Here is a 21955-nt window from a genome sequence, read left to right on the forward strand (position 1 = left end):
CACGCCATCGGCAGGGGCTTCGTCCCGGTCCCTTGCGTATTTCAGAAGGCGGGGCTATTTGGCCTTGCGTGCCTCGGCGATCTCCTCGCAGCTCGGTATGATCTCTTCGGCCGGTATAGTCACGATGTCGGAGGCAATGAGAAAATCGTAGCCCTCCACCTTCTTGGTCACCCCCATGTACATGGGCAGCATGGCCTGGTGGTCGCAGGCCCGGAGCGTCACCTTGCCGACCGGCGTGTCCACGTCCATTCCCTCGACGGCATCGATGAACTTTTCGGTGTCGAAGACGCCGGCCTTCTTGTACCCCTCGATGATGAGCCGGGCGGTGATGTAACCGTAGAGGGCCCCCACCTTCGGCTCCCGACCGAAGGTCTGCTTGAACTCCTCCACAAAGCTCTGATTTTCCGGGGTTTCCGGATAATAGTAGAAGTAGTTCGAGGTCCCGATCACCCCTTCCGGCGCATCCAAGCCGAGGGGTTTCAAGGTGGACAGCTCCGTTGCGGTGTGCATGAAGAAGGGCACCTGCTTGTTGAAGCCTGTCGCGTGGGCGGCCTTCAGGAAGGGGACGCATCCGGCCCCGCCGGTGGCAATGATCACCGCATCGGGCTTGGCGGAAAGGATGGACGTAATGTAGGGCGTGAAATCCGGTTCGCCCACCTTCCACCAGGACTGCCCCAGGAGTTCGACCTCGGGTTTCAGCTCCTTCAGGTGTTTCCAGGCGTTTTCGGCCAGGGCGTGGCCGTATTCATAATCGTCCCCGGCGATCCAGTACTTGACATAGGGTCTTTTTGCCAAACCGGCCGCGGCGGCCTTTCCCGCGACGGTCGTATTTTCCGTGATCTGGAAGACGTAGCGATGGCCGCTCTCGCCGCTGATCTTGTCGCTCTTGGCAAAGGTCGCGAAGAAGGGGGTCTTTTCCTTCTCGACGAGGTCCGAGACCGCCAGGGCCAGCGCGCTGTTGATCGTCCCCATCAGGATGTCGACCTCCTCCCGCATGAGCAGTTCCTTGGCGGCGGCCAGCCCCAGGTCGACCTTGAACTTGCTGTCCCGGGTCACGAATTCGATCTTCCGGCCGAGCACACCCCCCTCCGCGTTGACCTTGTCAACGGCCAACTGGAAGGCATCCCGGACGTCATTGGTATAGGTGCTCGGCGGCCCCGAGTAGCAGTCGACAATCCCGACCTTGATCGGCTTTTCGGCAAACGCCGGACCCATACCGAGCACCAGCACCAGACTCGACAAAACAGCTGCTCCAATCGCCCAACGTCTCATCCCCTCATCCTCCTTCAGTCCTTAAGGTTCACAGATCGAAAATACGCATCGGACCGTGGGATTCCTCCCGATAGCGTCCATCCACGTTCACGACTCAAGATGTGACGTACAATCGGCTTCTCCCCCCGGGTTTGTTCTCGGAGTTGGAATTCGGACAGGGTCTCGGAGGGAAGAGACATTCATCTCCCATCGAGGGTCTCTTTTCACTCGTGAAAGGATTGTTTGGAAACGGCTGCGCTCGGCTGCGCCGGGCTGATCCATTGTGAGGTGAATTTACATAACACACTTCACAGCAAGGAGTCAAAAACAATCATGAAGACGCGGAGATGCAAAGCCCGGAGGTCGGTGACAAACGGTGGCTTGGATCAGTACGTGTCCGAGAGATGGTAATCGCCTGCAGGATGGAGGCAAACGATCTTCCTGGTGGACCTCGAGGTCCATCCGGGTACTGCCTGCGCAAAGACCTGCATCCCACGCCAGCCCACGCTCAGGGCGGAACGCCATGCCCAGCCGCTGCTTCTCGCCGGCTGAAAGCTCGTTTACATTGCGTTTCTCGAACCCGGCGAGACCGACATCGTCGAGGGCTTCCTTCACCCGCAGCGCCGGGGCCGACGCCCCGCGGTAAGTGCAGGAAAGATCCCTGGCGGAAAGGAACACTGTCGTCAAAGTGCCCCTTGCCTAAAACCGGATCTCCGCTCCGGCGTAAAGCATACGCCCGTTCACAGCCGTCCTGCAATACCCGGCAGGGCTTCCCCGCAGCCACATCCCTGCCATTTTCCCCTTTCCTCCTGGACCCATGAAGGCCCGGATGATAAGATTACGCTTGTGTCCTCCGGTCATTTTTGACAGTCTCTGGAGCGGTTCAAAGGGTCATCCGCGCGGAAGGCCCAGGCATCCAGGAACGACAAACCCAACAGGAATGCGAGCACCATGTTTACACCTCAGCCAAACGACATGTGGATCAGACCCATTTCGCTCAAACTCGATCCGCCCAGCCTGAAGGACAACACGGCGGACGTCGATCGGCTCGTGAAGGCCCTGCGCAGGGAACTCGGGACTCCGAAGGTCCTCGCGGCCTTCACCCTGGCGGCGGAACTCCCGAAGCGCCTGAGGGACGCGCACTACCAGGTGGATGCCCTCGTCTATGAGGATCAGGACGTGTGGACGGTCTTCGCTGCCGTTCCCCGGTCGGAAAGCCCCGCGGACGTTTACGGACTCGCCCTGGATCTCGGCAGCTCCACGCTGGTGCTCCGCCTGGTGGACCTCGCCACCGGCCGGATCGCGGCCGAGCGCTCCTTCAACAACCCGCAGATCGAGATCGGGCCGGACATCCTGACGCGCATCCACTACGCGGGGCAGAAGCAGGGGTTGACCCGCCTGCAGCGGCTCGTGGTCGACCGCCTGAACAGGGAGATCGCCGCGGCCGCGGCCGAAAACGGCGTTTCGCCCGAGCGTCTGGCAGGGCTCTCGGTCGCCGGCAACACGGTCATGACACACCTCTTCCTCGGCCTCGACCCCTACTGGATCTGCCGCGAGCCGTACATCCCGGTGATAAACACCCTCCCGATCACCACCGCGGGCAGCCTCGGGATCAACATCCACCCCGCGGCGCCCGTTTACATCTTCCCGAACGTCGGGAGCTATTTCGGCGGGGACCTGATCGCAGGGATCCTCGCCTCCGGGATGACCGAACGGGACGAAACGGCCTTTCTGGTCGACGTCGGGACCAACGCCGAGGTCGTAGTCGGCAACCGGGACTGGCTGATGGCCTGCGCCGGGGCGGCCGGCCCGGCCCTCGAGGGCGGGGTAGCCAGCATGGGCATGATGGCTGCCCCGGGGGTGATCGACAAGGTCGTGATCGACCCCGAAACCCGTGAGACCCGGATCCACACGATCGGGGAACTGCCCCCCATCGGGATCTGCGGCTCCGGCCTGATCGATCTCGCCGCCCAGCTTTTCCTGGCCGGGATGATCGACCTCCGGGGAAAGTTCGTCCGGGAGGCCTGCGGCGACAGGCTGATCGAACTGGACGGGATCCGCCACCTCACGGTGGTGGAACCCGAGGCATCCGGGACCGGCAAGCCGCTCTACCTGAGCCAGCCCGATATCGACGCGCTCATCCGCTCCAAGGCCGCCATGTACACCATCCTCACCACCATCGGAAACACCGTCGGAATCCCCTTGCACGCCGTCGAACGCTTCTACGTCGCCGGGACCTTCGGCTCCTACATCGACCCCCGCTCGGCGATCACCATCGGCATGATCCCCGACCTCCCGCTCGAGACTTATGTCTCCCTCGGCAACACCTCCCTCGAAGGGGCCACCCGGGCGCTCCTGTCGGCGGGCGCGCGCCGGGAGAGCCACGCCGTCCGGGACCGCATCACCTACCTCGAACTAAACGTCAACCAGGAGTTCATGAACCTGTTCAGCGCGGCGAAATTCATCCCACACACGGACCGGTCCCTCTTCCCATCGGTCGGGGGCGCATGAGGCGGCCAGCCGCTCCGGGCCCGGCGGGGGGATCGCTTTGAACCCCGTCACAGGCGCATGAGGAGGATGGAGCCGATGGTCATGGCGACCGCGACGAGTCTCAAGGCGCCCAGACGTTCGGCATAGAAGAGGACCGAAAGCAGGATGGGGATGACGAAGTGCATCCCGACGATCGAGATGACAAGAGAGAGTGGGCCGGAGGTCAAGGCCTTCAGGAACAGATAGTAGCCCCCGAAGTTGATCAGACCCATCGAGCAACCGATCAGAAGGGCCGGCCTCGGGTCGCGGCTCACCCCTTCCTGCTCGAAGCGCCGCCGCACCCCGAAAGAAAACACGGTCGACAGAAAGTAGGAGAGGGCCATGTAGGCGAGCGGGTTCGTGTGGAGCGCGGCGAACTTGCTCGAAATCGAGGCCACCGCCCCGCCTGCGAGCGACAGGCAGGCGAGGAAAACGCCCCGTCTGGCGTTTCGCGACCGGTCTGTCGGGCCGCCCCTCTCCCGGGTGAGGATCACCATCACGGCCACCGCGAGGACGATGCCGGCCACCTGAAAGGGAGAAAGCGCATCCTTGAAATAAAGGACGGAGAACAGCACCACCGGCACCACGTTGAGCCGGATGATCGGATAGGCCACGCTCGTGGGGATCGCCTTGAGCGCCTCCATGTGGGCCACGGTCGCGAGCAGGAAGGAGAGGCTGTTGACGGCGGAGACGAGGAAGAGGACCGGGACGTGCCGCTCTTCGGCGCCGGAGAAGAAAAAGACCACGCCGCTCAGGACCGTCACGGTTCCCATGAAGGCAAAGGTGGTCCAGGCCGTGTTGCAGTTCCGCTCGGCGGAGACCTTGTACAGAAAACGCTGAATCCCCATGAGGATCAGCGCGCCTATGGCAAAGACATACCAGGAATCGGCCATCCCGACCTTCGTCACCGCTCCTCCCCGCAGGGTCAGCCCTTCCGGGCAAGCCTTTCGAGAACCCTCCGGGGCAGGTTGTCGAACCCTCCGTTGGACATGAACAGGAGCACATCGCCCTTCCGGACCTCCGCCAGCAGGATCTCCAGAAGGCCCTCGGAAAGCGGGGCGTGAAACGCATTCGCACCGCGGGCGCGGAGGTCCGCCACCAGCCGCGCGGAAGAAAACCGCTCCTCGGGCCGGATCTTTTCCATCAGCACGGGGTCGGGGATGAACACCCCATCGGCCCCGTCGAAGGCGAGCGCATAGCGGTCCTGGAATACGCTCCGCCGGCTGGAGTTCGAGCGCGGCTCGAAGACCGCGAGGAGGCGCCGCTCCGGATAGCGGGACTTGACGGCCGCAATGGTCTCCCGAACCGCCGTGGGGTGGTGCGCGAAATCGTCGATCAGGAGCGCCCCGGCTGCCTCCCCCACAACCTCCTGCCGGCGCTTGACGCCCTTGAAGGTCTTCAGTGCGCGGGCGGTCTCAAAACCGTCGATCCCGAGCGCATCCGCCAGGGCGATGACCGAAAGCGCGTTCGCGATATTGTGGCGGCCGTAAAGCGGGGTCTCGCAGCGCATGACCCGCTCGCCCCCCTTGAAGACGTCGAAATGCGTCGCCGCCCCGATCGTCCGGATCCCCTCGGCGCGCCAGTCCATCCCGGCCGAAAAACCATAGCGGAGGATCGGCGCCGTGGACCCCCGGGCCTCCTCCATCACGACGGGATCCTCCCCGTTCACGATGAGGCGGCCGTCCGGCGGGATGAGCCGGATGAGCCGCGCGAAACTCTCCCGGACGTGCCCGAGATCCCGGTAGATGTCGGCGTGGTCGAATTCGATGCTGGTCAGGAGGGTCACCCAGGGCCGGTAGTGGAGGAACTTGGGGCCCTTGTCGAAGAAGGCCGTGTCGTATTCATCCCCCTCGATGACAAAATAAGGCCCGGCCGCCGCGTTGAAGTTCCGCTCGAAATTGCCCGGGATCCCGCCGATCATGAACCCTGGCTGCAAACCGGCGCAGGTGAGTACCCAGGCCGCCAGGGAGGCGGTGGTGGTCTTCCCATGGGTCCCGGCGACGACGATGCAGCGCTTGTCTTTGAAGGCAAAGGCCTGGAGGGCCTGCGGAAAAGACAGATAGGGGATGCCCGCCGAAGCGAGGGCGACGGCCTCGGAGTTTTCCCGGGTGATGACGTTTCCCACGATGACGAGGTCCGGCCGCGGCGTCAGGTTCGCCGCAGCGTACCCTTGCCGCACCGCAATCCCAAGCCCCTCCAGGAAATCGCTCATGGGCGGGTAGGTGTTCTGGTCCGAGCCGGTGACGGTGCAGCCCCGCTCCTTCAACATGCCTGCCAGGGAAGCCATCCCGGTCCCGCAGATCCCCATCAGGTGAATCCTACCGGCCCTCCCGGGCAGGCGGTTCAGGCCGGGATCCAGAAGCGGTTTCCTCTCGTCGATTGTAAGCGTTTGAGCCAAGGCACTCCTTCCCGCGGTCGATCCGCACAACAGGGCCTTTTCCGTCCCCGCAGGCCGCACAGAAACCCGGGAGGAGGAACAGTCCGAGGGCCGATCCGCTGTGTGCATGGGGACCAGTCCCGCTTGGCGGGGCCGGCCTGTGGCCTTTAACAGACAGTCCTGTCAAAAATGACTTGCTATTTCAAAAAGAATCAGTATGCTTTGGAGTTTGATGTTTATAAAGACGGTTGGGCCTTTCGATGCCCCGCCCCGTCGAAGCAGCGGGGGGAATCGCCTCGAAACGCCCGCAACACTCATACCATCCAACACATCCGAAAGCCGATGTGTCGTGTTTCGAAGGAGGCTCTGTCATGGCCAAGGTCTGTGAAATCTGCGGAAAAAAACCTGTAACGGGATACAACGTCAGCCATGCCCACAACAAGACCAAGAAGCGCTGGTACCCGAACCTCCAGAAGGTGCGGTGCCTCAAGAACGGGCAGCCCGTGAGGATCCGTGTATGCACCGACTGCATCAAGTCCGGACGCATCATCAAGGCCTGATCTCCGCCCCGCCGAAAGCGGGTCACAGCCTCTCCACCTTGAGGACGTTCTTGACCCGCTTGAGTCCTGCGATGATATCCTGGAGCTGCTGGAAGTTCTCCACCTCCAACGTGAACAGGGCAACGCCTTTCTTGTCGATCGTGGTCTTGACATCGGCCTGAACGATATTGGCGTTCTTCTGGGTCATGACCGCACTCAAATCCGCCAGGATCCCTTTCTGATCCATGCTCGTGACCCTGAGCCGGGCGATATGGGCGTCATCCTGTTCGGTATCCCAGGATATCTCCACCACGCGGTCCGGATCCGCATGCAGGATGTGTCGGCAGTTCTTCTGGTGAATCGTGATGCCCCGCCCGCGCGTCATAAACCCGACCACCTTCTCCCCGGGGATCGGATGGCAACAGTTGGCGAAGCGCACCAGCATGTCGCTCACCCCCCGCACCTTGATCCCTGTGCCGCCCCGCTTCCGGCGGATCCTGCTGACGACCTTCTCGACCAGTCCCGGCGCCTTGTCCTCCTTGATGCCGAGCTTGGTCTTGAGCCGCCCGACCACCTGCCTCGCCGAAACCTTGCCGAAGCCGATCTGGGCCAGCATCTCCTCGATCGAATGGAAGGAGACGTCCTTCGCCACCTCCGACAGGACATCGTTTTTCATGATACTCGGAAGCGCGATGTTCTCCTGCTCCAGCATCTTTTCGAGGACGCTACGGCCGAGCTGGATGCTTTCCTCCTTCTCCTGGTTCTTGATCCAATGCCGAATCTTGTTCTTGGCCCGTGAGGTCTTGACGAAGTCCAGCCAATCCTTGCTGGGATGCTGTTTGGGGGAGGTGATGATCTCCACGATGTCGCCGTTCTGAAGCATGTAGCGGATCGGCACCATCTTGCCGTTGACGCGCGCCCCCATGCATTTTTCACCCACCTCGGAGTGGATGCTGTAAGCGAAGTCGATGGGTGTAGCCCCCTTGGGAAACTCCTTGACCTCGCCGGTCGGCGTAAAAACATAGACCTCGTTCGGGAAGAGATCCATCCGGACGGTGTCCAGAAACTCCGCCGGATCATCGAGGCTCTTCTGCCACTCGAGCAGTTGCCGCAGCCAGGCGAACTGCTTGTCGTCCGTCTGCCGCGCCGCAGCCCCTTCCTTGTATTTCCAGTGGGCGGCGATCCCCTCCTCTGCAACCCGGTCCATGTCCCAGGTGCGGATTTGCACCTCCATCCGCTCCCCCCAGGGGCCGATGACCGTCGTGTGCAGAGACTGGTACATATTGGCCTTCGGCATCGAGACGTAGTCCTTGAACCGCCCCGAGATCGGCTTCCACATCGCGTGGATGTGCCCGAGCGCCTCGTAGCAGTGCTTCACGCTGTCGACGATCACCCGGAAGGCCAAGACATCGAAGACCTGACTGACGGTCAGGTCCTGGTCCACCATCTTCCTATAGATGCTGTAGAAATGCTTGTAACGTCCCTTGACGACCGCCTCGATCCCCACCTCTTTGAACTTCGCGACCAGGAGTTCCTTGACCTCGCGGATGAATTTCTCACGCTCGTCGCGGCGTTGGGCTATCTCCATCTTGATGGTCTGGTAGGCCTCCTGCTCGAGGTAGTAGAGGCAAAGGTCTTCCAGCTCCGACTTCAGCCAGTAGATCCCCATGCGCCCTGCGAGCGGGGCATAGATGTCCAGGGTTTCCGAGGCGATGAGCTTCTGCTTTTCGGACGTGTGGTATCCGAGGGTCCGCATGTTGTGCAGGCGGTCGGCCAGTTTGACGATGATGACCCGGATATCGGAGGACATGGCCAGGATCATCTTACGGATGTTCTCGGCCTGGCGCTGCTCGCGGTTCGAAAACTGCATCTGGCTGATCTTGGTGACCCCGTCCACGATCAGGGCGGCCTCCGGTCCGAAGAGACGCTCGACATCCGCGGGGCTGGCCTTGGTGTCCTCGATCGTGTCGTGCAGCAGCCCGGCGACGATGCAGGTCACGTCCATCTTGAGGCGAGCCAGGATATAGGCCGTCTCGAGGAGATGGGAGAGATAGGGTTCTCCGGACAGGCGGACTTGTCCGTGGTGGACCTTGGCCGAGTAGACGTAGGCCTTCTCCACCAGCGCGATATTCGCCTTGGGATGGTAGCTCAGCAGCTTTTCGGTGATGTCATTTAACCGAATCATACCCTTCGGCGACCTTTCGGCGGGCAACGCCAACCGCCTCTGTCAGGCGCACCGCCGTGCTTTCGGCCGCGGAGCGAAGCCTCACCTCCACCTCCCCGTTCCGGATGCCCCGCGCCCCGATGGTGACCCTGACCGGACTCCCGATCAGGTCGGCGTCCTTGAATTTTACGCCCGCCCGCTCGTCGCGGTCATCCAGAAGGACATCCAGACCGGCAGCCTGGAGTTCGGCGTAGATCTTCTCCGCAGCCGCCACCACATCGTTGTCGTGCATCTGCAGCGGCAGCACGGTCACATCGAAGGGGGCGATCGGAACCGGGAAAATGATCCCATCGGCGTCGTGGTTCTGCTCGATGGCAGCCGCCACCGTCCTCCCGACGCCGATCCCGTAGCACCCCATGATGATGGGGAGTTCCTGTCCGTTTTCGTCCAGGAAGAGGGCCTTCATCGCCCGGCTGTACTTGGTGCCGAGCTTGAAGATATGGCCGACCTCGATCCCCCGGCTGAACTGGATTTCGCCGCCGCAGCGTGGACAGGGGTCCTCCGGGGTGATCACCCGCAGATCCCCCACCCCCGCCGCCTTGAAATCCCGCGACGGATGCACGTGCTGCAGGTGGAGATCGACCTGGTTGCCGCCGGTGACCGCATCGGCCATCGCCATGACCGCGTGGTCGGCGACGATCCTGGCCTTCAACCCGACCGGCCCGGCAAACCCGATCGGCGCGCCGGTCGCCTCTTCCACCAGCGCCGCACCGGCGAGTTCCACCTGCTGCGCGCCGAGGAAGCGCTTCAGCTTGGCTTCGTTCAGTTCGTGGTCCCCGCGGACGAGCGCGGCCACCGCCTCCCCGTCCGCCAGGAAGATCAGGGTCTTGATCAGCTGGTCGGGCCTCACCCCCAGGAAGGCCGTAACCTCCTCAACCGTCCGCCTGCCGGGGGTCGCAACCGCCTCCACCGCCGCGGCCACAGCCGGAGGGCCACCTTCTGCGGGCGGCAGCACCTCGGCGCGTTCGAGGTTGGCGGCATAGTCACACTGGTTACAGCTCACGATCACGTCCTCACCGGTGTCGGCCAACACCATGAACTCGTGCGAATAGCTGCCGCCGATGGTGCCGGTATCCGCCTCGACCGCCCTGAAGCGGAGCCCACAGCGCGCAAAGATACGCTGGTAGGTCTCGCGCATGATCTCGTAGCTCCGGTTGGCCCCGGCCTCGTCGCAGTCGAAGCTGTAGGCGTCCTTCATGATGAACTCCCGGCCGCGCATCAGGCCGAAGCGCGGACGGATCTCGTCCCGGAACTTGGTCTGGATCTGGTAGAAATTCACCGGCATCTGCCGGTAGGAGTGGATCTCCCTCCGGACCAGGTCCGTGATCACCTCTTCATGGGTGGGGCCAAGGCAGCCTTCACGGCCATGGCGGTCCTTCAGGCGCAGGAGTTCGCGCCCGTAGTACTCCCACCGGCCGCTTTCCTGCCAGAGTTCCGCCGGCTGCACCGTCGGCATCAGGACTTCGATCGCCCCCGAGCGGTCCATCTCCTCGCGGACGATCCGCTCCACCTTGCGGACGGCCCGCAGCCCGAGCGGAAGATAGGTGTAGACCCCGGAGGTCAGTTTGCGGATCATGCCCGCCCGCAGCATCAGCTGGTGGCTGACGACCTCCGCGTCGGCCGGGATCTCCTTGAAGGTTGGAATGAAATACTGCGTGAAACGCATAAACCGCTACCTGCCCTTTCTGCTGATGAATTTCTATCGGGATGTGATCTTCTGCACCTCCTCCAGGAGGACCCTTGCCAGATCCGCCTCCGGGACCTTGCACACCACCTCGCCCTTCCGGAAGAGGATCCCCTGCCCGCGGCCGCCCGCTATCCCGACATCGGCCTCGCGCGCCTCCCCGGGCCCATTCACGACGCAGCCCATGATCGCGATCTTGACGGGCGCGGTCATCCCGCCGAGGGCCGTCTCCACCTCTTCGACCAGACGGAACAAATCGATCTCGCAGCGTCCGCAGGTCGGGCATGAGATGATCTCGGGGCCCCTGTGCCGCAGGTCGAGCGCCCGGAGGATCTCGTAGGCCACCTTGACCTCCTCGACGGGGTCCCGGCTCAAAGAGACCCGGAAGGTGTCCCCGATCCCCTCGGCGAGCAGATACCCGATCCCGATCGCGCTCTTGACCGTCCCCGAGATCAGGGTCCCGGCCTCCGTCACCCCGAGATGAAGCGGGTAGTCGGCTGTTTCGCTGAACCGTTCATAGGCGCGGATCGTGTCGAGCACCCGCGAGGACTTGAGGGAAATCTTGATGTCGGTAAAACCCTCCGCCTCGAAGAAGCGGATGTATTCGAGGGCGCTCGCCACCATGGCCTCCGGCGTGGGATGACCATAGGCTTCCAAAATGTCTTTCTGAAGGGAGCCGGCGTTGACCCCGATCCGGATCGGCACGCGCCGTTCACGGGCCGCGTGGATCACCCGCGCAAGGGCTGCCCGCCCGCCGATATTGCCGGGGTTGATCCTGAGCCCGTCCGCCCCGGCGTCGATGGAGGCAATCGCCAACCGGTGATCGAAGTGGATGTCGGCGATCAGGGGCAGGCCGATCTGCGACCGGATCTCCCGCAACGCAGCGGCCGCCTCCGCATCCGGAACCGCCACCCGGACGATCTCGCAGCCGGCCTGCGCCAGGGCCTGGATTTGACCGACGGTGGCGTCGACCCGGCGGGTATCCGTGTTGGTCATGGACTGCACGGCGATCGGCGCTCCGTCCCCGATGGGCACCGAACCGATTTCGATGCGGCGCGTCCTGCGCCGCCGGATGCTCTCCAACATGACGAATCCTGAGGTTCCCCCTCGCCCGGCGCAGATCGCTTCGGGTCAAAGGTCGAACAGGTCTATGGGTATCGAAGGGGGGACGCGCAGGTCTGAATCATGGTTGCGGCTTACGAATCCCGTTTCTTGCCGGCAGGCCGCGCAGGGCCGTGGGGCAGGCTTCCTTCCGTTCAGCGGGGGCCTTTCCGAGAGGCTGACTTCAATACAGGAACATGGGCTTGCCGCTCACATGCCGCACCTTCGGACGATACTCGTCCGCGTCGTAGAGTTCTCTTACGTCCACCCGCTTCTGTCCGCTCGAGATCGTGCTCAGGGGGATATCCGTGTAGATCCCGCCGCTCAGGGCCACCAGGCGGCCGAAGGTGGACTTGAGGAACAGATCGATCGTCATGTTGGCGAAATTGACGGCCACCATCAGATCCAGAGAGTCCGGGGCCCCGCTCCGCATCAGATACGAGATCCTCTGATTGAGCACATCCTCGCCGGTCAACTCTTTGAGCACGGCCCCCGTTTCCTCGCCGATCCCGCCCAGACGCCGGTGGCCGAACGCGTCGGAGACGCCCGAGAGCGCCAGATCCCCGCCGATCATCCGCGCGCCCTCCGAGATCGTGATCATGGCGTAGTTCTTGGGGTTCGCACGCTTGTCCTGCATGATCAACTCCGCCAGACGGTGCGGATCGAAAGGCACCTCCGAGATGATCGCGCGGTCGACCCCTGCCAGATAGGCCGATATCAGCGAGGTCTCCCCGCAGTACCGTCCGAAAAGCTCGATGACCGCAATCCGCTCGTGCGAGCCGGTGCAGGTGCGCAGGGCATGGATGAACTCGACGCCGCGCGTGACCGCCGTCGAAAAACCGATGCAGTAGTCCGTCCCGAAGACATCGTTATCCATGGTCTTCGGGATGGCGATCACGGGAAAGCCTTCCTTGTGGATCCGCTCGGCAAAGCTGAGCGTGTCGTCCCCGCCGATGGGGATGATCGCCCGGACACCAAGCCGCTCCAGGTTCGTGAGCACATGTTTCGTGAAGTCTTTCGTCTTCTCGGTTTTCTTGAATTGCCGGGCCAAGAACTCCGGGACGTTCTTCTTCTTGACGGCGCTCGGGTTGGTGCGGGACGTGTGGAGATACGTCCCGCCGTAGCGGTCGATGGTCCTGACCTCGGCGGGCGTCAACTCCTGGAAGCATTGCGAAGCGGCCTCCGGATCGTCCGGATTGTATTCCAACAGACCGGCCCACCCCCTTCGGATTCCGAGGACCCGGATGCCTTCGCTCGCCGCCCGGTAAACCACGGTTTTGATACACGGATTGAGGCCGGGGACATCCCCGCCCCCCGTCAGAATAGCAATGACCGGTTTTTCAGTCGCTGTGCCGTTCATCTCTCACCCCGTCCTGGTGATGGCTTCCTGTGCACTCTCCATCCGTGCCGAATCTGCATGGGGCCCGGCTCTCTCTGCGGCCGACCGTGTCACCCGCCGTCCGGAGCCGCCGCTCAAGCATCTCAAACTAAAAGAGTTTATCATACCTGTCAAGCGCATTCCAGAACCGCGTCAAAGCCAACGAATGCGCCCCTGAGCGGGCCCGCAAGGGCCGCATTTTTGTTGACATGACAACAGAAAAGGTTAATGTGGTTGTTTTAGTTCATAATAAGGAGGTTCCTTTATGCCCGCGTCCCGGAAGGTCCTGGCATCCATCGAAAAATCGTCTTTCATCCGCAAGATGTTCGAAGAAGGCAACGAGCGAAAGAAGCGCTTCGGAGCCGAGAACGTCTTCGATTTCAGCCTCGGCAACCCCAACCTGGAGCCTCCGGCGCGCTTCAAGGAGGTCATGCTGGAACTGGTGAAAGACCCCCATCCCGGCACCCACGCCTACATGTCGAACGCGGGGTATCCAGAAACCCGGGAGGCCGTCGCGGCCTACCTGAACAAGCACAACCGCTGCCGCTTCACGGCCGACGATATCGTGATGACCGTAGGGGCCGGAGGGGGTTTGAACGTCGTCCTCAAAACCCTCCTCAATCCGGGGGAGGAAGTGGTCATCCCCAAGCCCTACTTCGTCGAGTACAATTTTTACCTCGACAACCACCAGGGCGCCGCGTCCCTCGTGCCGACAAAACCCGATTTTTCACTGGACCTCGACGCCATCGCCGGCGCGCTGACCGAGCGGACTCGGGCGGTCCTGATCGATTCGCCCAACAATCCGACCGGACGCGTCTACTCCGTCGAGGAGTTGCGTGCGCTCGGGCAAATCCTCACCGATTATAGAAAGCGAACAGGACAGACCGTCTACCTGATCTCGGACGAACCCTACCGCAAGATCGTCTATGACGGGGTGGAAGTCCCCAGCATCTTCGACGTCTATCCCGAAAGCTTCGTCGTGACCTCTTTCTCGAAGGATCTCTCGCTTCCGGGCGAACGGATCGGCTATGTAGCCGCGCATCCGGAGATCTCCGACCGGTCCGGGATCATTCAGGGCCTCGTCCTGTGCAACCGGATCCTCGGGTACGTGAACGCCCCGGCGCTCATGCAGCGCGCGATCCCGCGCCTGCTCGAGGAAAGCGTCGATATCAGCGCCTACCAGCGCAAGAGGGACCTCCTCTGCAAGGGGCTCAGCCAGGCGGGCTACGTCTTCACCAAACCGGAAGGCGCCTTCTACCTCTTTCCGCGCTCCCCCATCGAAGATGACGTCGCCTTCGTAGGCGAACTGCGCGACGAGAATGTCCTGACGGTCCCGGGCAGCGGTTTCGGCGGCCCAGGACATTTCCGGATCGCCTATTGTGTAAATGACAGCACCATCGAACGCTCCATCCCCGGGTTCGCCAAGGTCATGAAGAAATACCGCTGAACCGGGATCTCAGGCAGCAGAGAGGAGAACGGGATGTATTCCAAGATCCTGTCGCTCAGATTTCCGAAGGCCATCGTCAACGAACCGATCGCGGTCAATCTGGTCAAGAAGTTCGATCTTTCCTTCAACATCCTCAAGGCCACCATCTATCCCCGTAAAGAGGGTCTGATGGTCCTCGAACTGAGCGGGCACCGAAAGGATTTCGCCCGGGGCGTCCAGTATCTGAAAGGCCTCGGGATCATGGTGGAAAGCATCGCACAGGACATCAAGCGCGACGAGGAAAAATGCCTCCAGTGCGGCGCCTGCACCGCCGTCTGTCCGACGGGAGCGCTCTGGATCAAGCGCCCGGAGATGGAGGTGATCTTCGATCGCGAAAAGTGCAGCGCCTGTGAACTCTGCGTCTCCGTCTGCCCGGCCAGGGCCATGGAGGTGCGTTTCAACAAGGCGCTTCTTTCCTGAACAAGCGCCTCGACAACCCTGTCTCAAGATCGAAGCGGAGGCGCATAGGCCTCCGCTTCCGATCCAGAGCGCCGGCAGACCGATCTATGCCGGCGCGTTTCGTTTCAAACCCACACAAGAGGGCAGGCGAACGCAGTCCCGCGGCCCTTCGGAGCGGCGCCGGTGGAGGCAAGGCCCATCGACCCCGAGGCTTCCCGCAGAATGAACCCTTCAGCCGATATTCTGGTCGCCGTGAGCGGCGGGATCGACAGTGCCCTCACCGCCGCCATCCTCAAAAGGGAGGGCCGACGGGTCTGCGGCGTGCACTTCCTGCTGCCCGGCCGTGAAAACCTGCGGGAGGCCCTGATCGCGAAGACCCGCAGGATCTGCGAACACCTCGGCATACCGCTCCTGCTCCGTGACGTACGAGAGGCGTTCCGCACAGAGGTGATCACACCTTTCAGGGCGGCCTATCTCAGCGGGCTGACACCGAATCCGTGCGTCTTGTGCAATGAACGGGTAAAATTCCCCCAGCTGGCTGTTGAGGCGGACCGTCTGGGGGCCCCTCTGATCGCCACCGGCCACTACGCCATCGCAACCGCCGAAGGGAGTCGGCCCGTCATTGCGCGCGGGGCGGATCCCGGCAAGGAGCAGTCCTATTTTCTCCACCGGCTGTCTGGGGGCCTTCTGACCAGGACCCGTTTCCCTCTCGGCGCGATGACGAAGGCCGATGCCGAGCGGGAGGCCGTCCGGCTCGGGCTGCCCGTTGAGCCCGGCTGCGAAAGTCAGGAGATCTGTTTCCTGGGGGGAGCGGATTACCGCGATCTGATCCAGGAGAGTGACACCCCTACGCCCGCCACGGGCCGGATCGTCGATGCCCGTGGGGCCACTGTCGGAATCCACTCCGGGGCCTACCGTTACACGATCGGGCAGAGGCACGGGCTCGGCATCGCCTCACCCAGACCCTATTACGTCATGGAAATCCGGGCGCAGCAAAACGAGGTGGTGGTCGGACGAAAGGAAGATCTCTATTCCTCGCGTGTTGCGGCTGAGAGTTTTGTCTGGACCGGGGGAATCGGTCGCATCAAAACGAAAATCGAGGTCCTCGCCCAGATCCGCTACCGGCACAGGGCCGCGCCCGCCGTACTGGAGGTCACGGGTCCGGACCGGATCCTCCTCACCTTTCACGAACCGCAGTGGGCGGTCACCCCCGGCCAGGCCCTGGTCTGCTACGACCGCGAGACGGTGCTCGGCGGCGGGTGGATCGTCCGATCATTTCAATCCTGAAAGTGTATAACATGGCACCCGTCTTCAAGACCTTCACCCTCGGCTGCAAGGTAAACCAGTACGAAACGGCCTTTCTGGAAGAGGCCCTCCAAAACACCGGCTGGCAAAAAGGCTCCGGCACCACCCCTGCCGATCTGGTCATCATCAACACCTGTGCGGTCACGCAGCAGGCCGTCCATCAGTCGCGCCAGGCGCTCCGCAAGGCCATCCGGGAAAATCCGGCGGCACTGATCGTCGCCACCGGCTGCTATGCCCAGGTCGCCCCCGGCGAACTGGCCTGGATCGAAGGACTGGACCTCGTCGCGGGGAACCGGCTCAAGGCCGGTCTTCTCGACTGGATTTCGGCCCACCCGCGGACCGGTACCTGCCGGGTGAGCGTTCCGGATCTGGAGCCGGGTCTTCCGTTCGATCCCATGCCGGTCTCCCGGTTTTCAGGGCGTGCGAGGGCCTACCTGAAGATCCAGGACGGCTGCGAGGCCTTCTGCAGTTACTGCATCGTCCCGTTCGGACGCGGGCCCTACCGGAGCCTCCCCGAGGCCGGGGTCCTGGCCGCCCTGGCCGCCCTGGCCGAGACCGGTTACCGTGAAGTCGTCCTCACGGGCATTCACCTCGGCAAATACGGATGCGGCGACCCTCGCAGCCCCGGCCTGCCCGGTCTCCTCCAATCCATTGGCAGGGAGCGGCTCCCGCTGCGAATCCGGTTGAGTTCCCTCGAGCCGACCGAGATCGGCCCCGACCTGATCGAGATGGCCGGCAGCGAGGCCTGGCTGTGCCGGCACTTTCACATCCCGCTCCAGAGCGGGGATGCCACCACCCTGGAGAGGATGCACCGCCGCTACCGGCCGCAGGATTTCGCGCGCCTGGTGGAACGGATCTATTCGGCTTTGCCGCAGGCCGCCATCGGAGTCGATGTCATGGCAGGCTTTCCCGGAGAGGACGAGGAGGCCCATCAGCGGACGGCGGGGCTCCTGAAGGATTTGCCCATCTCCTATCTGCACGTCTTTCCCTTTTCGCGCCGGCAAGGGACGGCGGCCTTCGACATGGCGGACCAGGTTCACCCGACGGCGATCAAAGAGCGGGCGGCCCGGATCCGGTCGCTAGGAGAGCGCAAGCGCAGGGATTTTTACGGCAGGAATGTCGGGGACGTGATGGAGGTCCTGGCGGAGGGCTGGCATTCGGAGACCGAGAGGGTGATGCACGGGACGAGCGACAACTACGTACCGGTCTTTTTCGAGGGGGCATCGGGGGCATCGGGGCGGCTCCTGGCCGTCAAGGCGGAACGCACCGCACCGAAAGGGCTTTGGGGGCGCGTGCTCGAAAGAGCGGGTCCCGGCTGATCCATTATCGAAGAACTCAACCGTTTGTGCTAAGGAGATCTGCGGCACATGGCACAACCAAAAGGGCAAATGAACGCCGAAATGGACAAAAGAGGCCATTTCGGGACGGAAGGGTATGCTGGGCGGTTGCGGGCGTTGGAGCCAACAGCGAAAAACCCACCGAGAAACGGAGTCATCACCTGCGCCGGACCTTGCGGCTCTCTTCCTTCCACCCCTTCCGTTTTCTGCCGCTCCGCTTGCGCTGATCCTGCGGGTCACGCATAGGCTCGAGCAGAAAGCTCCCGGGTGTAAAATTCGGCTGTGGCGCGGCGGTCTTTTCCTTCTGTTCGCGGCGCAGCGCCCGCGCCTCGAGCAGCGCTCGATCGACCTTCGGACCGGCGATGAATTCGGCCGAGATGCCTGGACTTAGAAACAGCCTGCCAAACCCGAAATAAAGGACCCCTTTCGCCCTGGAGGCCGATGCACGGATCTCCAACACGACCGGCTCCGGATCCCGGCGCCGTCCAAGCCGTGCAGCCATCTCCCGGTCGTCTGAAAGGACCACGAATGGGTCGGCCTGAGGCATCAGACCCTTCTCCATCGCGACAGGATGGGCTCTTTGCCTCACCGCCGCAAAAAGCATCCTGGGGACCTCGCTCAAGGGCATACCGCTCCCGGGCAAGGCCCACGACCTTTTGACGGCGCGGATTTTCCGCTCGTCCGCCTCGAACCAGCCCCGTTTCTCCCCCATCAGCACCTCACGGATGCCTGCCTGCCGCACATGGCGCCACTCCGAATCCTCCTGAACGGCCTTGAGGAGTTCCTTGAAAGAAATATACCCGTCTGCATCGGGGACCAGGCCGAACTCATCCGGCTGACGTCCCAGGACGTAAACCAGGAAGCGGGCCAGACCCTCGACCTGCATGTCGTGCGAACGCTTACTCAAGAACCCGATCCATTATGTCAAAAGATCCGTCAGGGCGTCTTCCACAGTCGGATGCTGAAAACGATATCCCATATCGAGGAGTTTCATGGGACAGACCTTTTGCCCATTAAGGAGGATCGAGGCCATTTCGCCCACCTTCAATCTGAGCACGAATGCTGGGACTGCAGGCAGAAACGCCGGTTTGTCCAGGACTGTGGACAGGGTCTCGGTCAACTCGCGATTGGTCACCGGATTGGGCGAGGTACAGTTGATGGCGCCTGAAATCTCGGACTGACCCAGCAAGAAAAGATAGATCCCCACCAGATCCTTCTCGTGAATCCACGAGATCCACTGCCGCCCGGAGCCCAGGGAACTGCCGAGCCCCTTGCGGAACATCGGCACCATCTCCCCCAGCGCACCGCCCCGCCGCCCGAAAACGACTCCGAACCGACAGATGATGACGCGCGCGCCGCCTTCGGCAGCCCTGAACGCTTCGCCCTCCCAATCCCGGGCAAGCTGGGCGAGGAAATCATCGCCGGCGGGGCTGGATTCACCCAGGGCCTCAGACCCGCTGAAGCCGTAATAGCCGACTGCCGAGGTACTGATGAGCGTCCGTGCGGACCCGGAGGCGAGTCTGAGCGCCTTCGAAAGATTGCGGGTGGTAAGGATGCGGCTCTCATAGATCCGCCGCTTGGTCTCCCTGTTCCAACGCTGGAAGATCGTCTCTCCGGCCATGTTGATGACCACGTCATGGTCGGCGATGGCATCCTGCCACGGACCTTCCTGCGTCGGGTCCCCTTCTATGAACCGGACACCTTCAGGCGCGACGGCTCCCTCTTTGATGCGCCGCGTGAGAATGGTCACGGATCCCCCCATCGCGACCAGTCCGGCCGTCAGGCTGGAGCCCACAAAACCGCTTCCTCCGGTGATAAAGAAACGCATAGCTGAAAACCGCCGTCTCTTAAGGGTGGCCGCCCATATCTCTCCGTTTACGTGAAAAAATCCTTGCCCCGCTCGGCCGGGGTAGGGCCGCCTTGCCCCTCCACGTGCCGCAAAGGAAAACCAGGGCGGCCCATCAGAATCCTCATCCCCCGAACGTCTCACTCGCCGCCGGGGGTAATGCAGTCCGCCGGGCAGATCGCCACGGCGGCATGGACGTCTTCGTCCGGGTAGTCATCCCTTTCGAGCACGGTGATCTCGCCCGTCTCCGTCCGCCGGGCGAAGATCCCCGGCGCGACTTCCAGGCAGGAACCGCAGTCCGTGCACACCTTCAAATTGATGACCGGAGCCTCTTTCAAGGGTCTTCTCCTTCGTGGCATTCCCCAATTTCGAGGCATTCCCGCCCCTGGCGCCAGGCCAGGTAATCCCCCCGCGTGAGAAACGGCCCAAGCGAAGCCGGCTCCGCATGCCTGCCCTTCAAACACTGCCGGCATCGGGTGACGGCGCAGTCTTGACATTCACGGCAATCACGGCATTTCTTTCCGGATTCAAAGCTCATCGGTCAATCCCCTGGTGCCTGCTTCTTGTTTCGAATTTACGAACCGGCATTCTGCCTGCGCCTGACCTACCTCTCCGCCAGCCGCCGCCAAAATGACTCTGCCTGTCAAGGCGGCGCGACTGTGAAAAGGTGACGATGCCTGTCAGATCGTGTTCCTTTCCGGATTGGAAACTGAGTTCTACCAGGAAATCATTTCCGGATGGATACCCTTTATGCACAGGGCATCGATCAGGTCGGAATCCATCCCTTCAAGCAGCCTTAAGCAATGGAATCGACTGGCTCTAAGCGTTTTTAGGTTCCCGGTACAGGGGGAGTTTCAGATGGATGGTCGTACCTCGCCCGACCTGGCTGTCTATTTCGAGGCCGCCGCCCTCGTGCTCCTCGATGATCCGCTTCGAAATGCACAATCCGAGCCCGGTCCCGTTCTCTTTGGTCGTAAAAAAAGGGGAAAGAATCTTCTGCTGGTGCTCCTGCGGTATTCCGCATCCGTTGTCCTGGATGTCGATCACGACCTTGTCGTCCGCAACCCGGGTGACGACCAGGATGTTGCCGCCGCTTTCCACCGCCTCGCTGGCATTCTTCATGAGGTTCAAAAACACCTGTTTCAGTCGCTCTTCGTCCCCGAACACAAACCGACCGTCAGGATCTTCCATCAGTTCGATGTTGACGGACTTCTCGGGATTATTTTCTCTCACGATGGCGATGGTGTCCTGCAGAAGCCTGTGCAAATCGACTGGAGCCGCCTCCAGGGCCCGCCTCCCGTGGAACTCCCTCAGATCTGCCAGCAGGTTTTCGAGGCGCTTCACCTCTTTCGCGATAATCTCGAGCTTGTTTCTGTCCTTGGGATCACTTACGGACCGCAGCAACTGCTGGGAAAACCCCCCGATCATCATCAACGGGTTCTTGATCTCGTGCGAGATCTCGGCGACGAGCTGGCCCAAAGCCGCCAAGCGCTCTGACTGCATGATCTTTTCCTGAAGGGCGCGGGTCTCGGTCATGTCGCGCACGATGCCCGTAAAGATCACACGCCCCTCCACCTCGGCGACGGAAAAGGAGATGGATGCAGGGAACATCTCTCCCCCTTTCCGCATCGCCAGGATCTCGGTCTCATGCCCGATCCGCCGCGGCACCTTGGTCTCCACATAGCGCGCCACGGCCTCGCGGTGATTTCGGCTGCAGGTAGGGGCCATGATCACGTCCAGATCATGACCCACCACCTCCTTCCGATCATAGCCGAAAATCCTCTCGGCCGCCTTGTTGAAAAACAAAACCTTATGGTCTTTGTCGATCGTGACAAAGGCCTCATTGGTATTCTCGACCGCATGTTTGAGAAAAACCAATTCTTCATTCTGGTCAAAGTACTTCTCTGTCTTGCCCATGCTCTTCAATCAAGGCCTCACTCCGGGATTACTCCTTTTCGAACTGATCCTTGGATGCGCCGCAAACCGGGCATGTCCAGTCACCGGGAAGATCCGCAAAGCTTGTACCGGGATCGATGCCGTTGTCTGGGTCTCCTTCAGCAGGATCGTAGACATACCCACATACCGTGCAAACGTACTTATCCATTCTTCAACCTCCGTCCTGTTCGGGTCATCATTTCTGGTCGTCGGACATGTCAACAGGGCACCTGAATCCCATTCTCACTCACGGGAAAATGCCTCTTCATGTCAGCCCCCGCCGCACACGCTTGCCTCGATGGAATCCCCGGGATTCCATCCATTACGAACCTATTGACCGCAAGCCGTTGAAAGTATCCCTAAAACTAAGGTACGTCAGAGAGGATGTCAAGCGGCTTCGAAGCTACGGCGGCAGGAGAAACGCTCGTCCATCCCGATTTCCGGAGGGTCCGCATGGACCGGATTGCATCGATGGGAAACATGTGATAGAGAATGAGATGTGAGGCTCGATTCGGGTGCCGAATCGAAAACAAGCCCCTGCCCCGGATCGTTTTTCGACGGGCG

Annotated in this window: 19 protein-coding genes; 6 read left to right on the plus strand and 13 right to left on the minus strand. The window is 62.0% G+C overall.

Annotation, left to right across the window (positions count from 1 at the left end):
- Positions 1 to 54: 54 nt before the first annotated feature.
- Positions 55 to 1272 carry an ABC transporter substrate-binding protein gene (locus ACZ500_RS14580; protein WP_464228076.1) on the minus strand — a complete coding sequence of 406 codons (1218 nt, stop codon included), beginning with the start codon at positions 1270 to 1272 and terminating at the stop codon, positions 55 to 57.
- A gap of 300 nt (positions 1273 to 1572) precedes the next feature.
- Positions 1573 to 1938, minus strand: coding sequence for a hypothetical protein (locus ACZ500_RS14585; RefSeq protein WP_464228077.1), 366 nt, complete (start codon positions 1936 to 1938; stop codon positions 1573 to 1575).
- Between the two features lie 264 nt (positions 1939 to 2202).
- Here ACZ500_RS14585 and ACZ500_RS14590 point away from each other — a divergent pair, with 264 nt between their 5' ends.
- Entirely contained in the window at positions 2203 to 3762 is a 1560-nt protein-coding gene (locus ACZ500_RS14590; protein WP_464228078.1) for an ASKHA domain-containing protein, read from the plus strand.
- A 47-nt stretch (positions 3763 to 3809) separates the two neighbouring features.
- Here the strand turns inward: ACZ500_RS14590 and ACZ500_RS14595 are convergent, their stop codons facing one another.
- Positions 3810 to 4688 (minus strand): DMT family transporter, encoded by an 879-nt coding sequence (locus ACZ500_RS14595; protein WP_464228079.1) that lies wholly within the window; start codon positions 4686 to 4688, stop codon positions 3810 to 3812.
- A gap of 17 nt (positions 4689 to 4705) precedes the next feature.
- Positions 4706 to 6178: a UDP-N-acetylmuramate:L-alanyl-gamma-D-glutamyl-meso-diaminopimelate ligase gene (gene mpl / locus ACZ500_RS14600; protein WP_464228080.1), complete on the minus strand. Its 1473-nt coding sequence runs from the start codon at positions 6176 to 6178 to the stop codon at positions 4706 to 4708.
- A 350-nt stretch (positions 6179 to 6528) separates the two neighbouring features.
- Between mpl and rpmB the strand changes: the two genes are divergently transcribed.
- A complete protein-coding gene (rpmB, locus tag ACZ500_RS14605) occupies positions 6529 to 6717 on the plus strand; it encodes a 50S ribosomal protein L28 (protein ID WP_464228081.1) in 189 nt (62 codons plus the stop codon).
- 22 nt (positions 6718 to 6739) lie between these two features.
- Here rpmB and ACZ500_RS14610 read toward each other — a convergent pair whose 3' ends face one another.
- The 4 genes from ACZ500_RS14610 to ACZ500_RS14625 form a co-directional block, all read right to left on the minus strand.
- Entirely contained in the window at positions 6740 to 8881 is a 2142-nt protein-coding gene (locus ACZ500_RS14610; RefSeq protein WP_464228082.1) for a RelA/SpoT family protein, read from the minus strand.
- Positions 8865 to 10586 (minus strand): proline--tRNA ligase, encoded by a 1722-nt coding sequence (locus ACZ500_RS14615; RefSeq protein ID WP_464228083.1) that lies wholly within the window; start codon positions 10584 to 10586, stop codon positions 8865 to 8867. The genes ACZ500_RS14610 and ACZ500_RS14615 overlap by 17 nt, the downstream gene beginning before the upstream one ends.
- A 33-nt stretch (positions 10587 to 10619) precedes the next feature.
- Entirely contained in the window at positions 10620 to 11690 is a 1071-nt protein-coding gene (gene ispG, locus ACZ500_RS14620) for a flavodoxin-dependent (E)-4-hydroxy-3-methylbut-2-enyl-diphosphate synthase (RefSeq protein ID WP_464228084.1), read from the minus strand.
- Positions 11691 to 11889: 199 nt separating this feature from the next.
- Positions 11890 to 13065 carry a 6-phosphofructokinase gene (locus tag ACZ500_RS14625; protein WP_464228085.1) on the minus strand — a complete coding sequence of 392 codons (1176 nt, stop codon included), beginning with the start codon at positions 13063 to 13065 and terminating at the stop codon, positions 11890 to 11892.
- A 283-nt stretch (positions 13066 to 13348) separates the two neighbouring features.
- Between ACZ500_RS14625 and ACZ500_RS14630 the strand changes: the two genes are divergently transcribed.
- The 4 genes from ACZ500_RS14630 to mtaB all read left to right on the plus strand — a co-directional run bounded on the left by ACZ500_RS14630 (position 13349) and on the right by mtaB (position 17592).
- A complete protein-coding gene (locus tag ACZ500_RS14630; protein WP_464228086.1) occupies positions 13349 to 14530 on the plus strand; it encodes a pyridoxal phosphate-dependent aminotransferase in 1182 nt (393 codons plus the stop codon).
- 33 nt (positions 14531 to 14563) lie between these two features.
- On the plus strand, positions 14564 to 14989 hold the full coding sequence (locus ACZ500_RS14635) for an NIL domain-containing protein (RefSeq protein ID WP_464228087.1): 426 nt from the start codon (positions 14564 to 14566) through the stop codon (positions 14987 to 14989).
- Between the two features lie 162 nt (positions 14990 to 15151).
- Positions 15152 to 16255 (plus strand): tRNA 2-thiouridine(34) synthase MnmA, encoded by a 1104-nt coding sequence (gene mnmA / locus ACZ500_RS14640; RefSeq protein WP_464228089.1) that lies wholly within the window; start codon positions 15152 to 15154, stop codon positions 16253 to 16255.
- 11 nt (positions 16256 to 16266) lie between these two features.
- Positions 16267 to 17592 carry a tRNA (N(6)-L-threonylcarbamoyladenosine(37)-C(2))-methylthiotransferase MtaB gene (gene mtaB, locus ACZ500_RS14645; protein ID WP_464228090.1) on the plus strand — a complete coding sequence of 442 codons (1326 nt, stop codon included), beginning with the start codon at positions 16267 to 16269 and terminating at the stop codon, positions 17590 to 17592.
- A 175-nt stretch (positions 17593 to 17767) separates the two neighbouring features.
- Here mtaB and ACZ500_RS14650 read toward each other — a convergent pair whose 3' ends face one another.
- The 5 genes from ACZ500_RS14650 to rd all read right to left on the minus strand — a co-directional run bounded on the left by ACZ500_RS14650 (position 17768) and on the right by rd (position 21560).
- Positions 17768 to 18517: an RNA 2'-phosphotransferase gene (locus tag ACZ500_RS14650; RefSeq protein WP_464228091.1), complete on the minus strand. Its 750-nt coding sequence runs from the start codon at positions 18515 to 18517 to the stop codon at positions 17768 to 17770.
- A gap of 12 nt (positions 18518 to 18529) precedes the next feature.
- Positions 18530 to 19438 (minus strand): TIGR01777 family oxidoreductase, encoded by a 909-nt coding sequence (locus ACZ500_RS14655; RefSeq protein ID WP_464228092.1) that lies wholly within the window; start codon positions 19436 to 19438, stop codon positions 18530 to 18532.
- A gap of 158 nt (positions 19439 to 19596) precedes the next feature.
- Positions 19597 to 19794, minus strand: a complete 198-nt coding sequence (locus tag ACZ500_RS14660; RefSeq protein WP_464228093.1) for a ferredoxin — start codon at positions 19792 to 19794, stop codon at positions 19597 to 19599.
- A 481-nt stretch (positions 19795 to 20275) separates the two neighbouring features.
- On the minus strand, positions 20276 to 21373 hold the full coding sequence (locus tag ACZ500_RS14665) for a two-component system sensor histidine kinase NtrB (protein ID WP_464233058.1): 1098 nt from the start codon (positions 21371 to 21373) through the stop codon (positions 20276 to 20278).
- A 28-nt stretch (positions 21374 to 21401) separates the two neighbouring features.
- Positions 21402 to 21560, minus strand: a complete 159-nt coding sequence (rd, locus tag ACZ500_RS14670) for a rubredoxin (protein WP_464228094.1) — start codon at positions 21558 to 21560, stop codon at positions 21402 to 21404.
- Positions 21561 to 21955 lie beyond the last annotated feature (395 nt).

The sequence above is a fragment of the Desulfatiglans parachlorophenolica genome, from assembly GCF_055394735.1.

Excerpts from the sequence above, each read along its gene's own strand:
- ACZ500_RS14665 (WP_464233058.1), bottom strand. The coding sequence starts at position 21,373 with ATGGGCAAGACAGAGAAGTACTTTGACCAGAATGAAGAATTGGTTTTT.
- ACZ500_RS14610 (WP_464228082.1), bottom strand. The coding sequence starts at position 8,881 with ATGATTCGGTTAAATGACATCACCGAAAAGCTGCTGAGCTACCATCCC.
- ACZ500_RS14630 (WP_464228086.1), top strand. The coding sequence starts at position 13,349 with ATGCCCGCGTCCCGGAAGGTCCTGGCATCCATCGAAAAATCGTCTTTC.
- ACZ500_RS14625 (WP_464228085.1), bottom strand. The coding sequence starts at position 13,065 with ATGAACGGCACAGCGACTGAAAAACCGGTCATTGCTATTCTGACGGGG.
- rpmB (WP_464228081.1), top strand. The coding sequence starts at position 6,529 with ATGGCCAAGGTCTGTGAAATCTGCGGAAAAAAACCTGTAACGGGATAC.
- ACZ500_RS14655 (WP_464228092.1), bottom strand. The coding sequence starts at position 19,438 with ATGCGTTTCTTTATCACCGGAGGAAGCGGTTTTGTGGGCTCCAGCCTG.
- ACZ500_RS14580 (WP_464228076.1), bottom strand. The coding sequence starts at position 1,272 with ATGAGACGTTGGGCGATTGGAGCAGCTGTTTTGTCGAGTCTGGTGCTG.
- rd (WP_464228094.1), bottom strand. The coding sequence starts at position 21,560 with ATGGATAAGTACGTTTGCACGGTATGTGGGTATGTCTACGATCCTGCT.
- ACZ500_RS14635 (WP_464228087.1), top strand. The coding sequence starts at position 14,564 with ATGTATTCCAAGATCCTGTCGCTCAGATTTCCGAAGGCCATCGTCAAC.
- ispG (WP_464228084.1), bottom strand. The coding sequence starts at position 11,690 with ATGTTGGAGAGCATCCGGCGGCGCAGGACGCGCCGCATCGAAATCGGT.
- ACZ500_RS14615 (WP_464228083.1), bottom strand. The coding sequence starts at position 10,586 with ATGCGTTTCACGCAGTATTTCATTCCAACCTTCAAGGAGATCCCGGCC.
- ACZ500_RS14590 (WP_464228078.1), top strand. The coding sequence starts at position 2,203 with ATGTTTACACCTCAGCCAAACGACATGTGGATCAGACCCATTTCGCTC.
- mtaB (WP_464228090.1), top strand. The coding sequence starts at position 16,267 with ATGGCACCCGTCTTCAAGACCTTCACCCTCGGCTGCAAGGTAAACCAG.